Source organism: Streptomyces sp. NPDC038280, from assembly GCF_055600045.1.
This window is the reverse complement of the sequence record NZ_JBVJYZ010000001.1, coordinates 459,688-476,068: the sequence shown is the minus strand read 5'-3', so window position 1 is coordinate 476,068 and position 16,381 is coordinate 459,688. Positions and strand designations below refer to the sequence as shown.

Annotated in this window: 12 protein-coding genes; 11 read left to right on the top strand and 1 reads right to left on the bottom strand. The window is 71.3% G+C overall.

Annotated elements, in window-relative coordinates; translation table 11 throughout:
• The first annotated feature begins 28 nt into the window (after nucleotides 1–28).
• From ACZ7J0_RS02095 to ACZ7J0_RS02045, 11 genes are all read left to right on the top strand, one after another.
• On the top strand, nucleotides 29–1,270 hold the full coding sequence (locus ACZ7J0_RS02095; protein WP_470883090.1) for a Gfo/Idh/MocA family protein: 1,242 nt from the start codon (nucleotides 29–31) through the stop codon (nucleotides 1,268–1,270).
• Nucleotides 1,271–1,280: 10 nt separating this feature from the next.
• Entirely contained in the window at nucleotides 1,281–2,285 is a 1,005-nt protein-coding gene (locus ACZ7J0_RS02090; RefSeq protein ID WP_470883088.1) for a sugar phosphate isomerase/epimerase family protein, read from the top strand.
• A gap of 347 nt (nucleotides 2,286–2,632) precedes the next feature.
• Complete coding sequence (locus ACZ7J0_RS02085) at nucleotides 2,633–6,316, top strand: ThuA domain-containing protein (protein ID WP_470883086.1); 3,684 nt, start codon at nucleotides 2,633–2,635, stop codon at nucleotides 6,314–6,316.
• A gap of 92 nt (nucleotides 6,317–6,408) precedes the next feature.
• A complete protein-coding gene (locus ACZ7J0_RS02080; RefSeq protein WP_470883084.1) occupies nucleotides 6,409–7,527 on the top strand; it encodes an inositol-3-phosphate synthase in 1,119 nt (372 codons plus the stop codon).
• A 257-nt stretch (nucleotides 7,528–7,784) separates the two neighbouring features.
• Nucleotides 7,785–8,753, top strand: coding sequence for an SCO3242 family prenyltransferase (locus tag ACZ7J0_RS02075; RefSeq protein ID WP_470884095.1), 969 nt, complete (start codon nucleotides 7,785–7,787; stop codon nucleotides 8,751–8,753).
• The gene (locus tag ACZ7J0_RS02070) at nucleotides 8,750–9,670 is read left to right on the top strand and encodes a sugar phosphate isomerase/epimerase family protein (RefSeq protein ID WP_470883082.1); all 921 of its coding nucleotides are present in this window, start codon (nucleotides 8,750–8,752) and stop codon (nucleotides 9,668–9,670) included. Before ACZ7J0_RS02075 ends, ACZ7J0_RS02070 begins: the two co-directional genes overlap by 4 nt.
• On the top strand, nucleotides 9,664–10,245 hold the full coding sequence (locus tag ACZ7J0_RS02065) for an EboA domain-containing protein (RefSeq protein WP_470883080.1): 582 nt from the start codon (nucleotides 9,664–9,666) through the stop codon (nucleotides 10,243–10,245). Before ACZ7J0_RS02070 ends, ACZ7J0_RS02065 begins: the two co-directional genes overlap by 7 nt.
• Complete coding sequence (locus ACZ7J0_RS02060; RefSeq protein WP_470883078.1) at nucleotides 10,245–11,126, top strand: TatD family hydrolase; 882 nt, start codon at nucleotides 10,245–10,247, stop codon at nucleotides 11,124–11,126. Before ACZ7J0_RS02065 ends, ACZ7J0_RS02060 begins: the two co-directional genes overlap by 1 nt.
• Nucleotides 11,127–11,139: 13 nt before the next feature.
• The gene (eboE, locus tag ACZ7J0_RS02055; RefSeq protein WP_470883076.1) at nucleotides 11,140–12,333 is read left to right on the top strand and encodes a metabolite traffic protein EboE; all 1,194 of its coding nucleotides are present in this window, start codon (nucleotides 11,140–11,142) and stop codon (nucleotides 12,331–12,333) included.
• The gene (locus ACZ7J0_RS02050) at nucleotides 12,330–13,724 is read left to right on the top strand and encodes a nucleotide pyrophosphatase/phosphodiesterase family protein (RefSeq protein ID WP_470883075.1); all 1,395 of its coding nucleotides are present in this window, start codon (nucleotides 12,330–12,332) and stop codon (nucleotides 13,722–13,724) included. Before eboE ends, ACZ7J0_RS02050 begins: the two co-directional genes overlap by 4 nt.
• A gap of 49 nt (nucleotides 13,725–13,773) precedes the next feature.
• Entirely contained in the window at nucleotides 13,774–14,835 is a 1,062-nt protein-coding gene (locus tag ACZ7J0_RS02045; protein ID WP_470883073.1) for a sugar phosphate isomerase/epimerase family protein, read from the top strand.
• Nucleotides 14,836–14,914: 79 nt separating this feature from the next.
• Here ACZ7J0_RS02045 and ACZ7J0_RS02040 read toward each other — a convergent pair whose 3' ends face one another.
• On the bottom strand, nucleotides 14,915–16,303 hold the full coding sequence (locus tag ACZ7J0_RS02040; protein WP_470883071.1) for an OFA family MFS transporter: 1,389 nt from the start codon (nucleotides 16,301–16,303) through the stop codon (nucleotides 14,915–14,917).
• Between the last annotated feature and the right edge of the window lie 78 nt (nucleotides 16,304–16,381).

Sequence of the window (16,381 nt, the reverse complement as noted above, 5' to 3'; positions counted from 1 at the left end):
GCGGCGCACACGAAGAGGAGGAATCCGTATGGAGCAGAGGGACAGTGCGGAGGCCCCGCCGACACTCGGCGTCGGCATGGTCGGATACGCGTTCATGGGCGCCGCCCACTCCCAGGGGTGGCGCACCGTGGGCCGGGTCTTCGACCTGCCGGTGCGGCCGGTCCTCGCCGCCGTCGCCGGGCGGGACGCGGCGGCGGTCCGCGCCGCGGCGGACCGGCACGGCTGGGCGGCGGCGGAGACCGACTGGCGCGACCTCGTCGCCCGGGAGGACGTGCGGCTCGTCGACATCTGCACACCCGGCGACAGCCATGCGGAGATCGCCATCGCCGCGCTGGACGCGGGCAAGCACGTGCTGTGCGAGAAGCCGCTCGCCAACACGGTCGAGGAGGCCGAGGCGATGGCCGCCGCGGCCGAGCGCGCCGCCGCGCGCGGCCAGGCGGCCATGGTCGGCTTCAACTACCGCCGGGTGCCCGCGATCACGTACGCCCGCCGGCTCATCGCGGAAGGCCGGCTCGGCGCGCTGCGGCATGTGCGGATCACCTATCTCCAGGACTGGCTGGTCGACCCGGCCTTCCCGCTGACCTGGCGCCTGGAGCGGGAGCACGCGGGCTCCGGAGCGCTCGGGGACCTCGGCGCACACGCCGTGGACCTCGCGCAGTACCTGGCGGGCGAGCCGGTGGTGGGCGTGTCGGCGCTCACCGAGACCTTCGTGCGCGAACGGCCGTTGCTCGCCGGGGCCTCTGCCGGGCTGTCCGCGGCGGCGGGCGGCGGCTACGGCTCGGTCACCGTCGACGACGCGGCCCTCTTCACCGGCCGCCTCGCCTCGGGCACCCTCGCCTCCTTCGAAGCAACCAGGATGGCCGCGGGCCGCAAGAACGCGCTCCGGCTGGAGATCAACGGCGAGCACGGCTCCCTCGCCTTCGACCTGGAGCGGCTCAACGAGCTGTCGTTCCACGACCACACCGAGCCGGCCGCCTCCGCCGGCTTCCGGCGGATCCTGGTGACCGAACCGGGCCACCCGTATCTGGAGGGGTGGTGGCCGCCGGGCCACGCACTCGGTTACGAGCACACCTTCGCCCACCAGGCCCGTGACCTGGTCCTCGCCATCGCCTCGGGCACCGCGCCGGAACCGTCGTTCGCCGACGGACTGCGGGTGCAGCGCGTCCTCGCGGCCGTCGAGGAGAGCGCCCGGAGAAATTCCGTCTACACCCCCGTCCCGCAGGCCGGCGCCGTGAAGACCCCCGTCCCGCACGCCCCCGTCACCGCGTAGGAGGAGACCCGTGCCACGTCCCTTCACCCTCTTCACCGGCCAGTGGGCCGACCTCCCTCTGGAGGAGGTCTGCCGGCTCGCCCGCGACTTCGGCTACGACGGGCTCGAACTCGCCTGCTGGGGCGACCACTTCGAGGTCGACAAGGCGCTGTCCGACCCGTCCTATCTGGACCGGCGGCGCGCACTCCTCGACAAGTACGGGCTGAAGTGCTGGGCGATCTCCAACCATCTGGTCGGCCAGGCCGTCTGCGACCACCCCATCGACGAGCGCCACCGGGCCATCGTGCCGGCGCGGATCTGGGGGGACGGTGAGGCCGAGGGCGTCCGGCGCCGGGCGGCGCGCGAACTCGCGGACACAGCGCGGGCCGCGGCCGCCTTCGGGGTCCGTACCGTCATCGGTTTCACCGGCTCCTCGATCTGGCATCTGGTGGCGATGTTCCCGCCGGTGCCGGAGCGGATGATCGAGCGCGGGTACGAGGACTTCGCGGAGCGGTGGAACCCGATCCTGGACGTCTTCGACGCCGAGGGCGTGCGCTTCGCGCACGAGGTGCACCCGAGCGAGATCGCCTACGACTACTGGACCACACAGCGCGCCCTGGAGGCGGTGGACCGCCGGCCGGCCTTCGGGCTCAACTTCGACCCCAGCCACTTCGTCTGGCAGGACCTCGACCCGGTGGGCTTCCTCTACGACTTCCGGGACCGGATCTACCACGTCGACTGCAAGGAGGCGCGCAAGCGCCTCGACGGCCGCAACGGCCGCCTCGGCTCGCACCTGCCCTGGGGCGACCCGCGGCGCGGCTGGGACTTCGTCTCCGCCGGGCATGGCGACGTGCCCTGGGAGGACGTCTTCCGGATGCTGCGGTCCATCGGTTACGACGGGCCCGTCTCCGTGGAGTGGGAGGACGCCGGCATGGACCGGCTGACCGGCGCGCCGGAAGCGCTTTCCACTCTGAAGCGGTACGACTTCGACCCTCCTTCGGCATCCTTCGACGCGGCCTTCGGCAGCCCCGACTGACCCGAAGACGCAGGCAGCAGCCCGGCGGTGGATCGCCGCCGGGTCGGTCCGGCCTGCCCGCGCCCGGCTTTGTCCTGCCGCGGTGAAAAGTTCAATCAACCTCGCGCACAAGGGCTTTCCGCACAGGACGAACCCCGCTACCGTCCCTGAGGTGTACAGGACATAGCTCGATCGGCATCCCGTACGGCCCGCACGACCCAGGCACACCCGCAGGACCCGAAGCCACCTGTACACCGAGGCGCAGACCAGCGTGACGGCGCACGCCGGTCCCCGGACACCCTCCCCCTACGCCCTGACGGGCCGGGGGACCCCCCAGTACGAGCACCGGCCCTTTCCGGAGGACATTCGTGCACAGAACATGGCCCCCAGCCCGGACATCACTAGCACTCCTCACCGGCACACTGCTCGCCGTCACCTCGCTCGCCCTCGGCGCCCCGCAGGGCGTGGCCGCCGACACCGAGACGGCGACAGCCGAGGAATTCCAGCAAGTCACCCTCGCCAAGGGAGGCGAAGAGGTCGGCGAGCCCATGTCGCTCGCCGTGCTCCCCGACCGCAGCGTGCTCCACACCTCCCGCAACGGAGAACTCCGCCGCACCGACGCGGCCGGCAACACCAAGGTCATCGGCACCATCCCCGTCTACTCCCACGACGAGGAAGGCCTCCAGGGCATCGGGCTCGACCCCGACTTCGCCCGCAACAAGGCCCTCTACCTCTACTACGCGCCCCCGCTGAACACCCCCGCGGGCGACGCCCCCAACGACGGCACGGCCGCCGACTTCGCCACGTACGACGGTGTCAACCGTCTCTCGCGCTTCGTCCTGAAGGCCGACGGCACCCTCGACAACGCCAGCGAGAAGAAGGTCATCGACATTCCGGCCACCCGCGGCATCTGCTGCCACGTCGGCGGCGACATCGACTTCGACGCTCAGGGCAACCTCTACCTGTCGACCGGAGACGACTCCAACCCCTTCGCCTCCGACGGCTACACCCCCATCGACGAGCGCCCCGGCCGCAACCCCGCCTACGACGCCCGCCGCACCTCCGGCAACACCAACGACCTGCGCGGCAAGGTCCTGCGCATCAAAGTCGCCGACGACGGCTCCTACACCGTCCCCGCCGGCAACCTCTTCGCCCCCGGCACAGCCAAGACCAGGCCCGAGATCTACGCCATGGGCTTCCGCAACCCCTTCCGCTTCACGGTCGACAAGAAGACCGGTGTGCTCTACGTCGGCGACTACGGCCCCGACGCCGGCGCGGCCGACCCCAAGCGCGGCCCGGCCGGCCAGGTCGAATTCGCCCGGGTGACCAAGCCCGGCAACTTCGGCTGGCCCTTCTGCACCGGCAAGAACGACCCCTACGTCGACTACGACTTCGCCACCAAGGCCTCCGGCGCCACCTTCGACTGCGCGGCGCTGAAGAACGACTCGCCGTACAACACCGGCCTCGTCGACCTGCCACCCGCCGAACCCGCCTGGATCCCCTACAACGACGGATCCGTACCCGAGTTCGGCAGCGGCTCCGAGTCCCCCATGGGCGGCCCGGTCTACCACTACGACGCCGCCTCCACCTCCCCGGTGAAGTTCCCCGAGTCCTACGACGGCGACTTCTTCGCCGGCGAGTTCGGCCGGCGCTGGATCAAACGCATCGAAAGCGGCTCCGACGGCACCGTCCAGTCCATCAACCCCGTCCCCTGGACCGGGACCCAGATCATGGACATGGCCTTCGGACCCGACGGCGCGCTGTACGTCCTCGACTACGGCACCGCGTGGTTCGGCGGCGACCACAACTCCGGGCTCTACCGCATCGAGAACGCCACCGGCGGCCACTCCCCGGTCGCCGAGGCCGCCGCCAACAAGACCTCGGGCCAGGCCCCGCTGCGCGTCGCCCTCTCCTCCGCCGGCACCACGGACGCCGACGGTGACGCCCTCACCCACACCTGGGACTTCGGCGACGGCTCAACCTCGACGGACCCCAACCCCACCCACACCTACCGAACCAACGGCACCTACACCGCGACCGTCACCGCCAAGGACCCCACCGGCCGCACCGGCTCCGCGAGCGTCCATGTCGTCGTCGGCAACACCGCACCCAAGGTGACCCTCGACCTGCCCGCCGAAGGCGCCCTCTTCAGCTTCGGCGACGACATCCCCTTCAAGGTGACCGTCACCGACCCCGAGGACGGGACGATCGACTGCGCCAAGGTGAAGGTGACCTACGTCCTCGGCCACGACAGCCACGGCCACCCGGTCACCTCCGCCAACGGCTGCACCGGCACCATCACCACCTCGGCCGACGGCGGCCACGATCCCAACGCCAACATCTTCGGAGTCCTCGACGCCGAGTACACCGACGGCGGAGGCGGCGGACAGGCCGCGCTGACCAGCCACGACCAGGCACAGCTCCAGCCGCGCCACCGGCAGGCCGAGCACTTCTCCGCCCAGTCCGGCATCCGTACCTACGACAAGACCGCCGCCAACGGCGGCAAGACCGTCGGCGACATCGACAACGGCGACTGGATCTCCTTCACGCCCTACAACCTGACCGGCTCCACCACACTCACCGCCCGGATCTCCTCCGGCGGCGCGGGCGGCTTCCTCGAAGTACGGACCGGATCGCCGACCGGCACCCTCCTCGGATCCGCACCCGTCCCGGTCACCGGAGGCTGGGAAACCTTTCAGAACATCGACGTACCGCTCAGGTCCGTCCCCAGGAAGACCACCCAGCTCTTCCTGGTCTTCAAGGGCGGAACCGGCGCCCTCTACGACGTCGACGACTTCGAGCTGAGCGCCGCCGCCGCGAACCGCGGCGCCAAGCGCGTCCTCGTCTTCTCCAGGACCGCCGGCTTCCGGCACGACTCCATCCCCGCCGGCATCACCGCCCTCAAGGAACTCGGCGCCTCCACCGACATCACCGTCGACGCGACCGAGGAACCCCGCCAGTTCACCACCGCCAACCTCGCCCGGTACGACACCGTCGTCTTCCTCTCCACGACCGGCGACGTACTCAACACCGAACAGCAGGCCGCCTTCGAGAACTACGTCGCCACCGGCGGCGGCTATATGGGCGTGCACGCCGCAGCCGACACCGAATACGACTGGGAGTTCTACGGCGGACTCGTCGGCGCGTACTTCTCCTCGCACCCCCAGATCCAGCAGGCGACCGTCCGGGCCGAGGACCATGCCCACCCCGCCACCGCCCACCTCGACGAGGCCTGGGAGCGGACCGACGAGTGGTACAACTACCGCACCAATCCGCGCGGCCAGGCGCGCGTCCTCGCCACCCTCGACGAAACCACCTACCAGGGCGGCACGATGAAGGGCGACCACCCCATCGCCTGGTGCCAGAGCTACCAGGGCGGCCGGTCCTTCTACACCGGAGGCGGCCACACCAAGGAGTCGTACGCCGAGCCCGCCTTCCGGCAGCACCTGCTCGGCGGCCTGCGCTACGCCACAGGACAGGTGGCCGCGAACTGCGCCCCGCAGACCGGCTACCGCGCTCTCTTCAACGGCCGCACCCTCGAGGGATGGAAGCAGGCCGGGCCGGGCGGATTCAACGTCGTCGACGGCGAACTGCGCTCCGAGGACGGCATGGGAATGCTCTGGCACCAGGCCAAGGAGCTGACCTCGTACTCCCTCAAGCTCGACTGGAAGACGGCCGGTGACGACAACTCCGGCGTCTTCGTGGGCTTCCCCGCGTCCGACGACCCCTGGTCGGCGGTGAACAAGGGCTACGAGATCCAGATCGACGCCACCGACGCGCCGGACCGCACGACCGGAGCCGTCTACGGCTTCAAGTCCGCCAACATCAAGGCCCGCGACCAGGTCCTGCGGCCGCCCGGCCAGTGGAACAGCTACGAGATACGGGTCCAGGGAGAACGGCTCCAGGTCTTCCTCAACGGAGTCAAGATCAACGACTTCACCAACACCGACCCGGCCCGCAGTCTGAAGGACGGCCACATCGGCATCCAGAACCACGGCGCCGACGACCAGGTGTCCTTCCGGAACATCCAGCTCAAGGAGCTGCCCTCGTAGGAGGCGCGCCCGGGCCGGGAAAAAGCCGGCGGCGGGCGGGGAGGCGCCGTACCCCCCGCCCGCCGTCTCCACCGCACACAGGAGGCAGCGTCGTGACCACTGGAACACGAGTCGGAGTCTGGTTCATCGGAGCGAGGGGCTCCGTCGCCACCACGGCCGTCGCGGGATGCGCGGCCGTCACCGCGGGGCTGCATCCGCCGACCGGCATGGTCACCGAGACGCCACCCTTCGCCTCCGCGGACCTGCCCCCACTGTCGTCCCTGGTCTTCGGCGGACACGACACGGCGGCGTGCCCGCTGCCGAAGAGGGCCGAGGAACTGACCGCCGGCGGCGTCCTGCCGCACGGCGTGGCACGAGCCGTACACGCCGAACTGGCAGCCGCCGACGCCGAGATCGCCCCCGGCGGCCCACAACCCGGCGACAGCCGGGACGACCAGGAACTGATCACCGCCTTCGCCGCCGACATCACCTCCTTCACCGCCCGTCACGCACTCGCCCGCGTCGTGGTGGTGAACGTCGCCTCCACCGAACCGGCACCAGGACCGCACGACACACGACTGCCCGCCAGCTCCCTCTACGCGGCCGCGGCTCTCCGCGCCGGCTCCCCGTACGTCAACTTCACCCCCTCCACCGGCATGCACCACCCGTCCCTCTCCGACGCCGTCCGGGCAAGCGGACTTCCCCACGCCGGCCGGGACGGCAAGACGGGCCAAACACTGCTCCGCTCCGTCCTCGCCCCGATGTTCGTGCAGCGCGCCCTGTCCGTACGGGCATGGTCGGGCACCAACCTCCTCGGCGGCGGGGACGGAGCGGCGCTGGCCGACCCGGCCGCGGCGGCCGCCAAGAACGCCGGGAAGGAACGCGTCCTCGCCGACGCACTCGGAACCACGCCCGAGGGCGAGGTCCACATCGACGACGTCCCCGCGCTCGGTGACTGGAAGACGGCCTGGGACCACATCGCCTTCGACGGCTTCCTCGGCTCGCGGATGGTCCTCCAGACGATCTGGCAGGGCTGCGACTCGGCCCTCGCGGCCCCGCTCGTGCTCGACCTGGCGCGCCTGGTGGCGCGAGCCCACGAAGCGGGACTGTCCGGCCCGCTGCCGCAGCTCGGCTTCTACTTCAAGGACCCGGACGGCGACGGCTCTCCGGCGCTGGCGCACCAGTACCGGCAGCTCCTCGCCTTCGCGGAGCGGCTGGGGGAGGGGCGTTGAGGCCGGGGACCCCCGGGCCGTCGGGGCGGGTGCCCTCTGGGCCGACCGGGCCCGGGTCCGGCGAACGGGTGCTGTCGGGTGGGGTGACCGGGTCCGGCGAAGGTGCGGTGTCCTCTGGGCCGAACGGGTCCGGGTCTGACGAACGGGTGCTGTCGGGTGGAGCGGCCGGGGCCGGCGAAGGTGCGGTGCCCTCTGGGCCGGACGGGTCCGACCACCGTGCGCTGCAGGCTGGATCCACTGGGCCCGGCGAGCGCGCGCTGTCGGCCGGACCCAGCGGCTTCGCCGGACGCGCGGTGCCCGCCGGGCTTCGGCCGGCGGCCCGTGCCTGGGCGGAACTCCTGCGTGTCTCCGCCCTCTTCACCGTTCCCGGCGACGCACTGGCGGGGGCGGCCTCCACCGGCGTACGCGCCGGACGGGGCACCTTCCTCGCCCTCGGCTCCTCCCTCTGCCTCTACGAGGCCGGCATGGCCCTCAACGACTGGGCGGACCACGAGGAGGACACCATCGACCGGCCACACCGCCCGATCCCCTCGGGCCGCATCGCCCCCGCCGCCGCCCTCGCGGCATCGGCCGCCCTGACTGCGGCGGGCCTCGCCTTCGCCGCGAAGGCGGGCAGGGCCCCGCTGGCGGTCGCCACGACGCTCGCGGCCACCGTCTGGGCCTACGACCTCCACCTCAAGCACACCTCGGCAGGCCCGGCGGCCATGGCAACGGCCCGCGCGCTCGACCTCCTCCTCGGCGCGACCGCCACCGCTCCCGCGCGGGGCCTGCGCTCCTCCCTCCTCCCGGCCGCCCTGATGGGCGCCCACACCTACGCGGTGACATCGGTGTCACGCCACGAAACCCAGGGCGGCTCTTCCCTCGCGCCACTCGCCGCACTGGGGACGGCCGTGGCGGTGTCCTGGACCGCTTCGATGCCCTCATCGCCAACCCCGCGACCACCGAGCGCCGCACCACCGAGCGCCGCACCACCCCGGCGTCCCGCCCGACTGCTCACCGCGGCCCTGGCCGCCACCTACGCCTCGACCGCCGCCAGGCCCCTGCTCCACGCCGCGCTCAACCCTTCCCCCGCGCTCACCCAGCGCGCCGTCGGTGGCGGAATCCGCGCCATGATCCCGCTCCAGGCCACCCTGGCCGCCGGCCGCGGCGCGCTCGGGAGTGGGCTCGCCGTCATGGGGCTCGTCCCGCTCGCCCGAGCACTCGCACGAAAGGTGAGCCCCACATGACCCCGGCCCCGCCCCCCTCCCCCTCCCCCTCCTCCCACCCCGCCCCCGGCTCCCTTCCGATCCGCTTCGGCTATGGCACCAACGGGCTCACCGATCTGCGTCTCGACGACGCCCTCGCCCTCCTCGCCGACCTCGGCTACGACGGCGTCGGGCTCACCCTCGACCACATGCATCTCGACCCGCTCGGCCCCGAACTGTCCGCCCGGACCGGCCGGGTCGCCCGGCGTCTGGACGCGCTGGGTCTCGGGGTCACCGTCGAAACCGGCGCCCGCTATGTGCTGGACCCCCGCCGCAAACACGGCCCGTCCCTGCTCGACCCGGATCCCGACGGCCGCGCCGCCCGCACCCGGCTCCTCGTACGCGCGGTCCGGGTCGCCGCCGACCTGGGCGCGCACGCCGTCCACTGCTTCAGCGGGGTCACACCCCCCGGCACGTCCCCCGACACCGCCTGGAAGCGGTTGGAGGAGTCCCTGAGCCCCGTACTGGACGCGGCCACCGCCACCGGCGTCCCCCTCGCGATAGAACCCGAACCGGGTCACCTCCTCGCCACCCTCGACGACTTCCACCAGCTGCGCCGCACCTTCGGCGACCCCGCCCCCGGACTGCTCGGCCTCACCCTCGACATCGGCCACTGCCAGTGCCTGGAGGCTTCCCCGCCCGCCGTCTGCGTACGGGACGCCGCCCCCTGGGTGCGGCACATCCAGATCGAGGACATGCGCCGAGGTGTCCACGAGCACCTCCCCTTCGGTGACGGAGAGATCGACTTCCCGCCCGTCCTGGAGGCCCTCGCCGAACTGACCGCCGCCGGCTACCCGGGCCTGACCGTCGTCGAACTTCCCCGTCACTCGCACGCCGGCCCCGAACTGGCCGCCGCGTCCCTCGACTTCCTCCGCTCGAAGGGAGCCCCCGCATGCTGACGCGGGCCCCGCAGCCCCCGCCCCTCGGCGGTGCCGCCCGTGCCTGGCTCGACCAGGCCCTCGCTGAGGCGAAGGTTCAGGCCCCGGAGTGGGAGCTCCGGTTCGCCACCGCGGGCCGCCACTGCGGCCATGAACACGCCGATGCCGTCCGTGCGCTCATCCTCCACGCCGCCCACGCCGACACGGACATCCTCACCCGCCTCTATCGGCAGGGTTCAGCCGCCGAACGCCGCGCCGTCCTGCTCGCCCTCCCCTCCCTCGTCCCGGGCCCCGACGCAGTGCCTCTGGTCGAGGACGCCCTGCGCACCAACGACACCCGGCTGGTCGCCGCGGCCGTCGGCCCCTACGCCGCCGCCCACCTCGACCCGCACGCCTGGCGGCACGCCGTCCTCAAGTGCCTCTTCACCGGGGTGCCCGTCGACGCGGTGGCCGCCCTGCCCGAGCGCGCGCACCGCGATGCCGAACTGGCCAGGATGCTCGGCGACTACGCCGCCGAACGCACCGCCGCCGGCCGGTCCGTTCCCACCGATCTCCATCGCGTCCTCACCCTCACCGCCCCCACGGAGGAGTCCTGATGCGCATCTTCGACCCCCATATCCATATGACCTCGCGTACCACGGACGACTACCAGGCGATGTACGAGGCCGGTGTCCGCGCCCTCGTCGAACCCTCCTTCTGGCTCGGCCAGCCCCGCACCTCGGCCGCCAGTTTCTACGACTACTTCGACTCCCTCCTCGGCTGGGAACCCTTCCGCGCCGCCCAGTACGGCATCTCCCACCACTGCACCCTCGCCCTCAACCCCAAGGAGGCCAACGACCCCCGGTGCACCCCGGTCCTCGACGCCCTGCCCCGCTATCTCGTGAAGGACAACGTCGTCGCCGTCGGCGAGATCGGCTACGACTCCATGACCCCCGCCGAGGACACGGCCCTCGCCGCCCAGCTCCAGCTTGCCGCCGACCACGGCCTGCCCGCCCTCGTCCACACCCCCCACCGCGACAAGCTCGCCGGGCTGCGGCGCACCATCGACGTCGTCCGAGAGTCCGACCTCGCCCCCGAACGGGTCCTCCTCGACCACCTCAACGAGACGACCGTCAAGGAGGCCGCCGACAGCGGCGCCTGGCTCGGCTTCTCCATCTATCCCGACACCAAGATGGACGAGGACCGCATGGTCGCCCTCCTCAGGAGCCACGGCACCGAACGGATGCTGGTGAACTCCGCCGCCGACTGGGGCAGGAGCGACCCCCTCAAGACCCGCAAGGTCGCCGACGCCATGCTCGCCGCGGGCTTCTCCGACGACGACGTCGACAAGGTCCTGTGGCGCAACCCCGTCGCCTTCTACGGCCTCAGCGGCCGCCTCCAGCTCGAACTCCCTTCTCCCATGGGCTCACCCGGCGGCGTGCCCGACGCCCCGGCCGCCCTGCACGAGGGCAACTCCATCCTTCGCGGCGGGGAATGAGGCGGGGCCGTCCATGCGCTTCCGCCACCCCGACGGCTCGACCGTCCACCTCGCGTACTGCACCAACGTCCACCCGGCCGAGACGCTCGACGGCGTACTCGCCCAGCTCCGCGATCACTGCGAACCGGTCCGCCGCCGCCTCGGGCGCGACCGCCTCGGCCTCGGCCTCTGGCTCGCCAAGGACGCCGCGCACGCCCTGACCAACGACCCGGCCGCGCTGCGCGGACTGCGTGCCGAACTCGACCGCCGGGGCCTGGAGGTGGTCACCCTCAACGGCTTCCCGTACGAGGGCTTCGGCGCCGACGAGGTCAAATACCGTGTCTACCAGCCGGACTGGACCCGTCCCGAGCGCCTCGCCCACACCACGGACCTGGCCCGCCTCCTCGCCGCGATCCTCCCCGACGACGTCACCGAAGGCTCCATCTCCACCCTTCCTCTCGCCTGGCGCACCTCCTTCGACACCGCCGCGGCCAAGACCGCCCACACCGCGCTCCGCACGCTCGCCGATCGGCTCGACGCCCTCGAGGAACTCACCGGCAAGTCCATCCGAATCGCCCTTGAGCCGGAGCCCGGCTGCACGATCGAGACCACCGCCGATGCCATCGGCCCACTCACCGCCCTCTCAAGTCCCCGCATCGGCGTCTGCGTGGACACCTGCCATCTCGCCACCTCCTTCGAAGAACCCGCGTCCGCTCTGGACGCCCTCACCGCGGCCGGAATCCCGCTTCCCAAGGCTCAACTGTCCGCCGCGCTGCACGCCGAGCACCCCCACCGGCCCGAGGTGCGCGAAGCTCTCTCCGCCTTCGCCGAACCCCGATTCCTGCACCAGACCCGCGCCCTGTCCCGCCCGCCACGAGCAGGGGAGCCGTCCGTCGGCCTGCGCGGCACCGACGACCTGCCCGAGGCCCTCGCGGGCGATGCCCTGCCCGACAGCGTTCCGTGGCGCGCGCACTTCCACGTCCCCCTGCACGCGCCCCCCGCCCCGCCGCTCACCTCCACCCTTCCCGTACTGAAGGACGCCCTGGCCCGGCTCGTCGGCGAACCGCACCCGCGCACCCGCCACCTGGAGGTCGAGACCTACACCTGGCAGGCCCTCCCGCCCGAACTGCGCCCCCGCACCCGGGGCCGGCTCGCCGAGGAGATCGCCGCCGAACTCGCCCTCGCCCGCGACCTGCTGTCCGACCTCGGCCTCAAGGAACTCCCATGAGCGACACGCGCCCCACCCCCCTCCTGGTCCTGGACGTCGTCGGTCTCACCCCGCAACTGCTCGACCACATGCCCCGGCTGAAGGCCCTCGCCAGGGACGGATCGCAGGCCCCGCTCGGTACCGTTCTGCCCGCCGTGACCTGCGCCGCCCAGTCCACCTTCCTCACCGGCACCCTTCCCTCCGAACACGGCATCGTCGGCAACGGCTGGTATTTCCGCGAACTCGGAGACGTCCTGCTGTGGCGCCAGCACAACGGGCTCGTCTCCGGCGACAAACTCTGGGACGCGGCGCGCCGCGCCCACCCTGGTTACACCGTCGCCAACATCTGCTGGTGGTACGCCATGGGCGCCGACACCGACATCACCGTCACCCCCCGTCCCGTCTATTACGCGGACGGCCGCAAGGAACCCGACTGCTACACGCGGCCCCCGGCCCTCCACGACGAACTCACGGAGGAATTCGGTACCTTCCCCCTCTTCCACTTCTGGGGGCCGGGCGCCGACATCGTCTCCAGCCAGTGGATCGTCGACGCCACCCGTCACATCCTGCGCACCCGCCACCCCGATCTCGCCCTCTGCTACCTCCCGCATCTCGACTACGACCTGCAGCGCTTCGGCCCTGACGACCCCCGCTCCCACCGTGCCGCCGCCGACCTCGACGCGGCCGTCGCACCCCTCCTCGACGACGCCCGCGCCGAAGGCCGCACCGTCGTCGCCCTGTCCGAGTACGGCATCACCCGGGTGAACCGGCCCGTCGACATTAACCGAGCCCTGCGCCGCGCCGGCCTTCTGGAGGTCCACACCCAGGACGGCATGGAGTACCTGGACCCGATGGCCTCCCGGGCCTTCGCGGTCGCCGACCACCAGATCGCCCACGTGTATGTCCGCCGCCCGGAGGACCCGGGGGAGATGGCGGCCGTGCGCGAGGCACTCCAGGACCTCCCGGGCCTCGAACAGCTCCTCGACGACGAGGGCAAGAAGGCCCATGGACTCGACCATCCCCGCTCGGGCGAGCTCGTCGCCGTCGCGGAGCCGGACGCCTGGTTCACGTACTACTACTGGCTCGACGACGCCCGGGCGCCCGACTTCGCGCAGCTCGTCGAGATCCACCGCAAACCGGGCTACGACCCCGTCGAGCTGTTCATGGACCCGCTCGACCCCTACGTCCGCCTCAAGGCGGTCAAGGCCATCGCCCGCAAGAAACTCGGCATGCGCTACCGGCTCGCGGTCGTGCCCCTCGATCCGTCACCTATTCGCGGCAGCCATGGCCGCCTCCCCACGAGCGACTCCGAAGGTCCGCTCATTCTGTGCTCCACCCCCCGCGCCGTGTCCGGCCGCCTCGCGGCCACCGAGGTGAAGTCCCTGCTGCTTCGACTCGCGGGACTTCACTGAACTGCGACCAAGTGAAGCAGACGCCACTGACAACGAGGAGTTATCCACAATGAGCCGCACACCAGACCGCACCGACGCCGAACTCGTCCACAGGCTCAGCAGACGGAACATGCTGGGCGTCGCCGCCGGGGCCACCGCCGCCGCGCTCCTCGGCGTCGCCGCCCCCGGCGCGGCCGCCGCCACGAAGACCAGCACAGCCCCCGCCGCGGACGACGGCAAGGGTCGCGGCCGCCCCGTCCTTCCCCCCGGCCGCCTCGGCATCCAGCTCTATTCGCTGCGTGACAAGGTCTCCACCTTCGGATTCGCCAAGGTCTTCCAAGAGCTCCAGCGATATGGCTACGACGAAGTCGAGTTCGCCGGCTACAGCCAGGGCTCGGCCGGTGCGATCACGCTCGCGCAGCTCAAGAGGCTCACCCGCGACCACGGCCTGCGGGGCATAGGCAGCCATGTCGGCTACTACTCCTCGGACCCGGGCGCCTACACCTTCGCCCAGAACCTCGACAAGGTCCTCGACGACGCCCAGGCACTCGGACTGCCGCACATCGGCACGGCGTCCGGGCCCTGGCGCTACGGCGCGACGGTCGACGGCTGGAAGCGCTGCGCCGAGGAGTTCAACCACTACGGCGCCGAGGCCAGGAAGCGCGGCATGAAGTTCTACCAGCACAACCACGCCGAAGAGTTCTCCTTCGCCACCGACCGGCCCGATGTGCGCCTCTACGACGTGCTGCTCGCCGAGACCGACCCGGAGCTGGTGCATCTGGAGATGGACGTCTACTGGGCGTATGTGGCCCAGTTCCGGTTCGGTAGGCGGACCGACGGGACCCCGGCCCCGTTCGACCCGCTGGACTACGTCCTCAGGCAGCCGCACCGCTATCCGCTGTTCCACGTCAAGGACGGTGAACGCGACGAGTCCGTCCGCGACGGCTACCGCATGTCGGACGTCGGGGACGGGGACATCGACTACCAGCGGTTCATCTCGGCGGTGAACAGGACCCCCGGCGGCCGTCGCGACCACCACTGGCAGGCCGAACACGACAACCCCGTCGAGTCGTTCACGTTCGCCCGCAAGTCCGGCGCCCACCTCCACTCGCTGCGTGAGAAGGACTGCTGAGGGAGCCCCGAAGCGACAGAGCGCGGGTGCCCCGGCCGCGTCGGCCGGGGCACCCGCGCGTCCAGAGGCGGTCCGGTACCTAGATCACCTCACGGCTGATCGGCCGCGGATTGGGTACGACGTGCCGGTTGCGCGGCCGTCCCGGCGCCCGGAGGAACACCGCCAGCACCGCCGAGGCGAGCCCGACGCTTCCGGCCAGCGCGAAGGCGCCTCCGTACCCCCAGCTGCCGACGACCAGCGCGCCCACCCCGGATCCGACGAGGCCGGAAATCAGCTTCGAGCTGTAGACCATGCCGTAGTTGGAGGCGTTGTTGTTCTCGCCGAAGTAGTCCGCCGTCATGGCCGCGAAGAGCGGGAAGATCGCGCCCCCGCCGAATCCGGAGATCATCGAGCAGAGAAGGAAGAACGGCATCGAGCCCATGTCGCCTGAGAAGAACACCCCGAACTGCGCGCTGCCCAGCACGAGACAGACGATGATCAGTGTGTTCCGGCGGCCGTAGCGGTCCGAGATCCAGCCGATCACACCGCGCCCGGTGCCGTTGACGATCGCCTTCAGGGACATCGCGGTGGCCACGATGCCTCCCGCGAACCCCATCTCCTTCCCGAAGGGCACCTGCATCGCGATGCCGAAGATGTTGATGCCGGCCGTGCACAGCAGACAGAACCACATCATCCACAGCACGGGCGTCCGGGCCGCCTCACGCGGTGTGTACTGCTTCACCGCCGGCGGGTTCTTCGCCAGTGCCCGGGCGATCCGGGGGTCGTCGGAGACCCGGAGCGGATCCACGTGCGGAGGCCACCAGTTCTTCGGCGGGTCCTTGAAGAACCACCCCGAGACCGCCACGGCGGCGCAGCAGACCAGACCGACGAGGACCAGCACGTTCTGGTAGTTGGACAGGTCCATGTAGACGGTGAAGAGGAAGACGAAGGGCACCGAGCCGTAGGCGAAGCCGCCGTTGACCATGCCCGTCTTGCCGCCCTTGCGCTCGGGGTACCACTTGCCGACCATGTTCACGCAGGTCGCGTAGACCAGCCCGGCGCCGATGCCGCTGAACATGCCGAAGCCGAGGTACGCGACGCTCACATGCGGTGCGTAGGCGAGGGACAGGTAGCCCAGCACGGTGCCCGACGCGCCCAGCAGCATCGCGCTGCGCGCCGGGAGTCTGCCGCTCTCGCGCAGCTGACCGGCCGGGAAGGCCACGGCCGCCTGGAAGAACACCCAGACACCCATCAGCCAGAAGATGTGTCCGCTCGACCAGAGATGTGCTTCGTGGAGGGTCTCCTCGGCGGACGTGAAGGCGTACTCGGACGAGCTGATGCCCAGCATCCCGATCCAGGGGAGGAGCACCATCGTCCAGCGTGGCCGTCCCATGATGTCCCGGTCGGTCTCTCCGACGCGGTACGTACGGCCGTTGCGGTCCGTCACCTCCCGATACGGGACGGACGAGGTCATGTCGGTGGTTGTCATGTCGCGAAAGCACCCCTTGCGTCGAAAAGAGCTGGCCAGCGCCCCCTGTCCCACACCTTTCGTTCGCCGCAGGCCGGG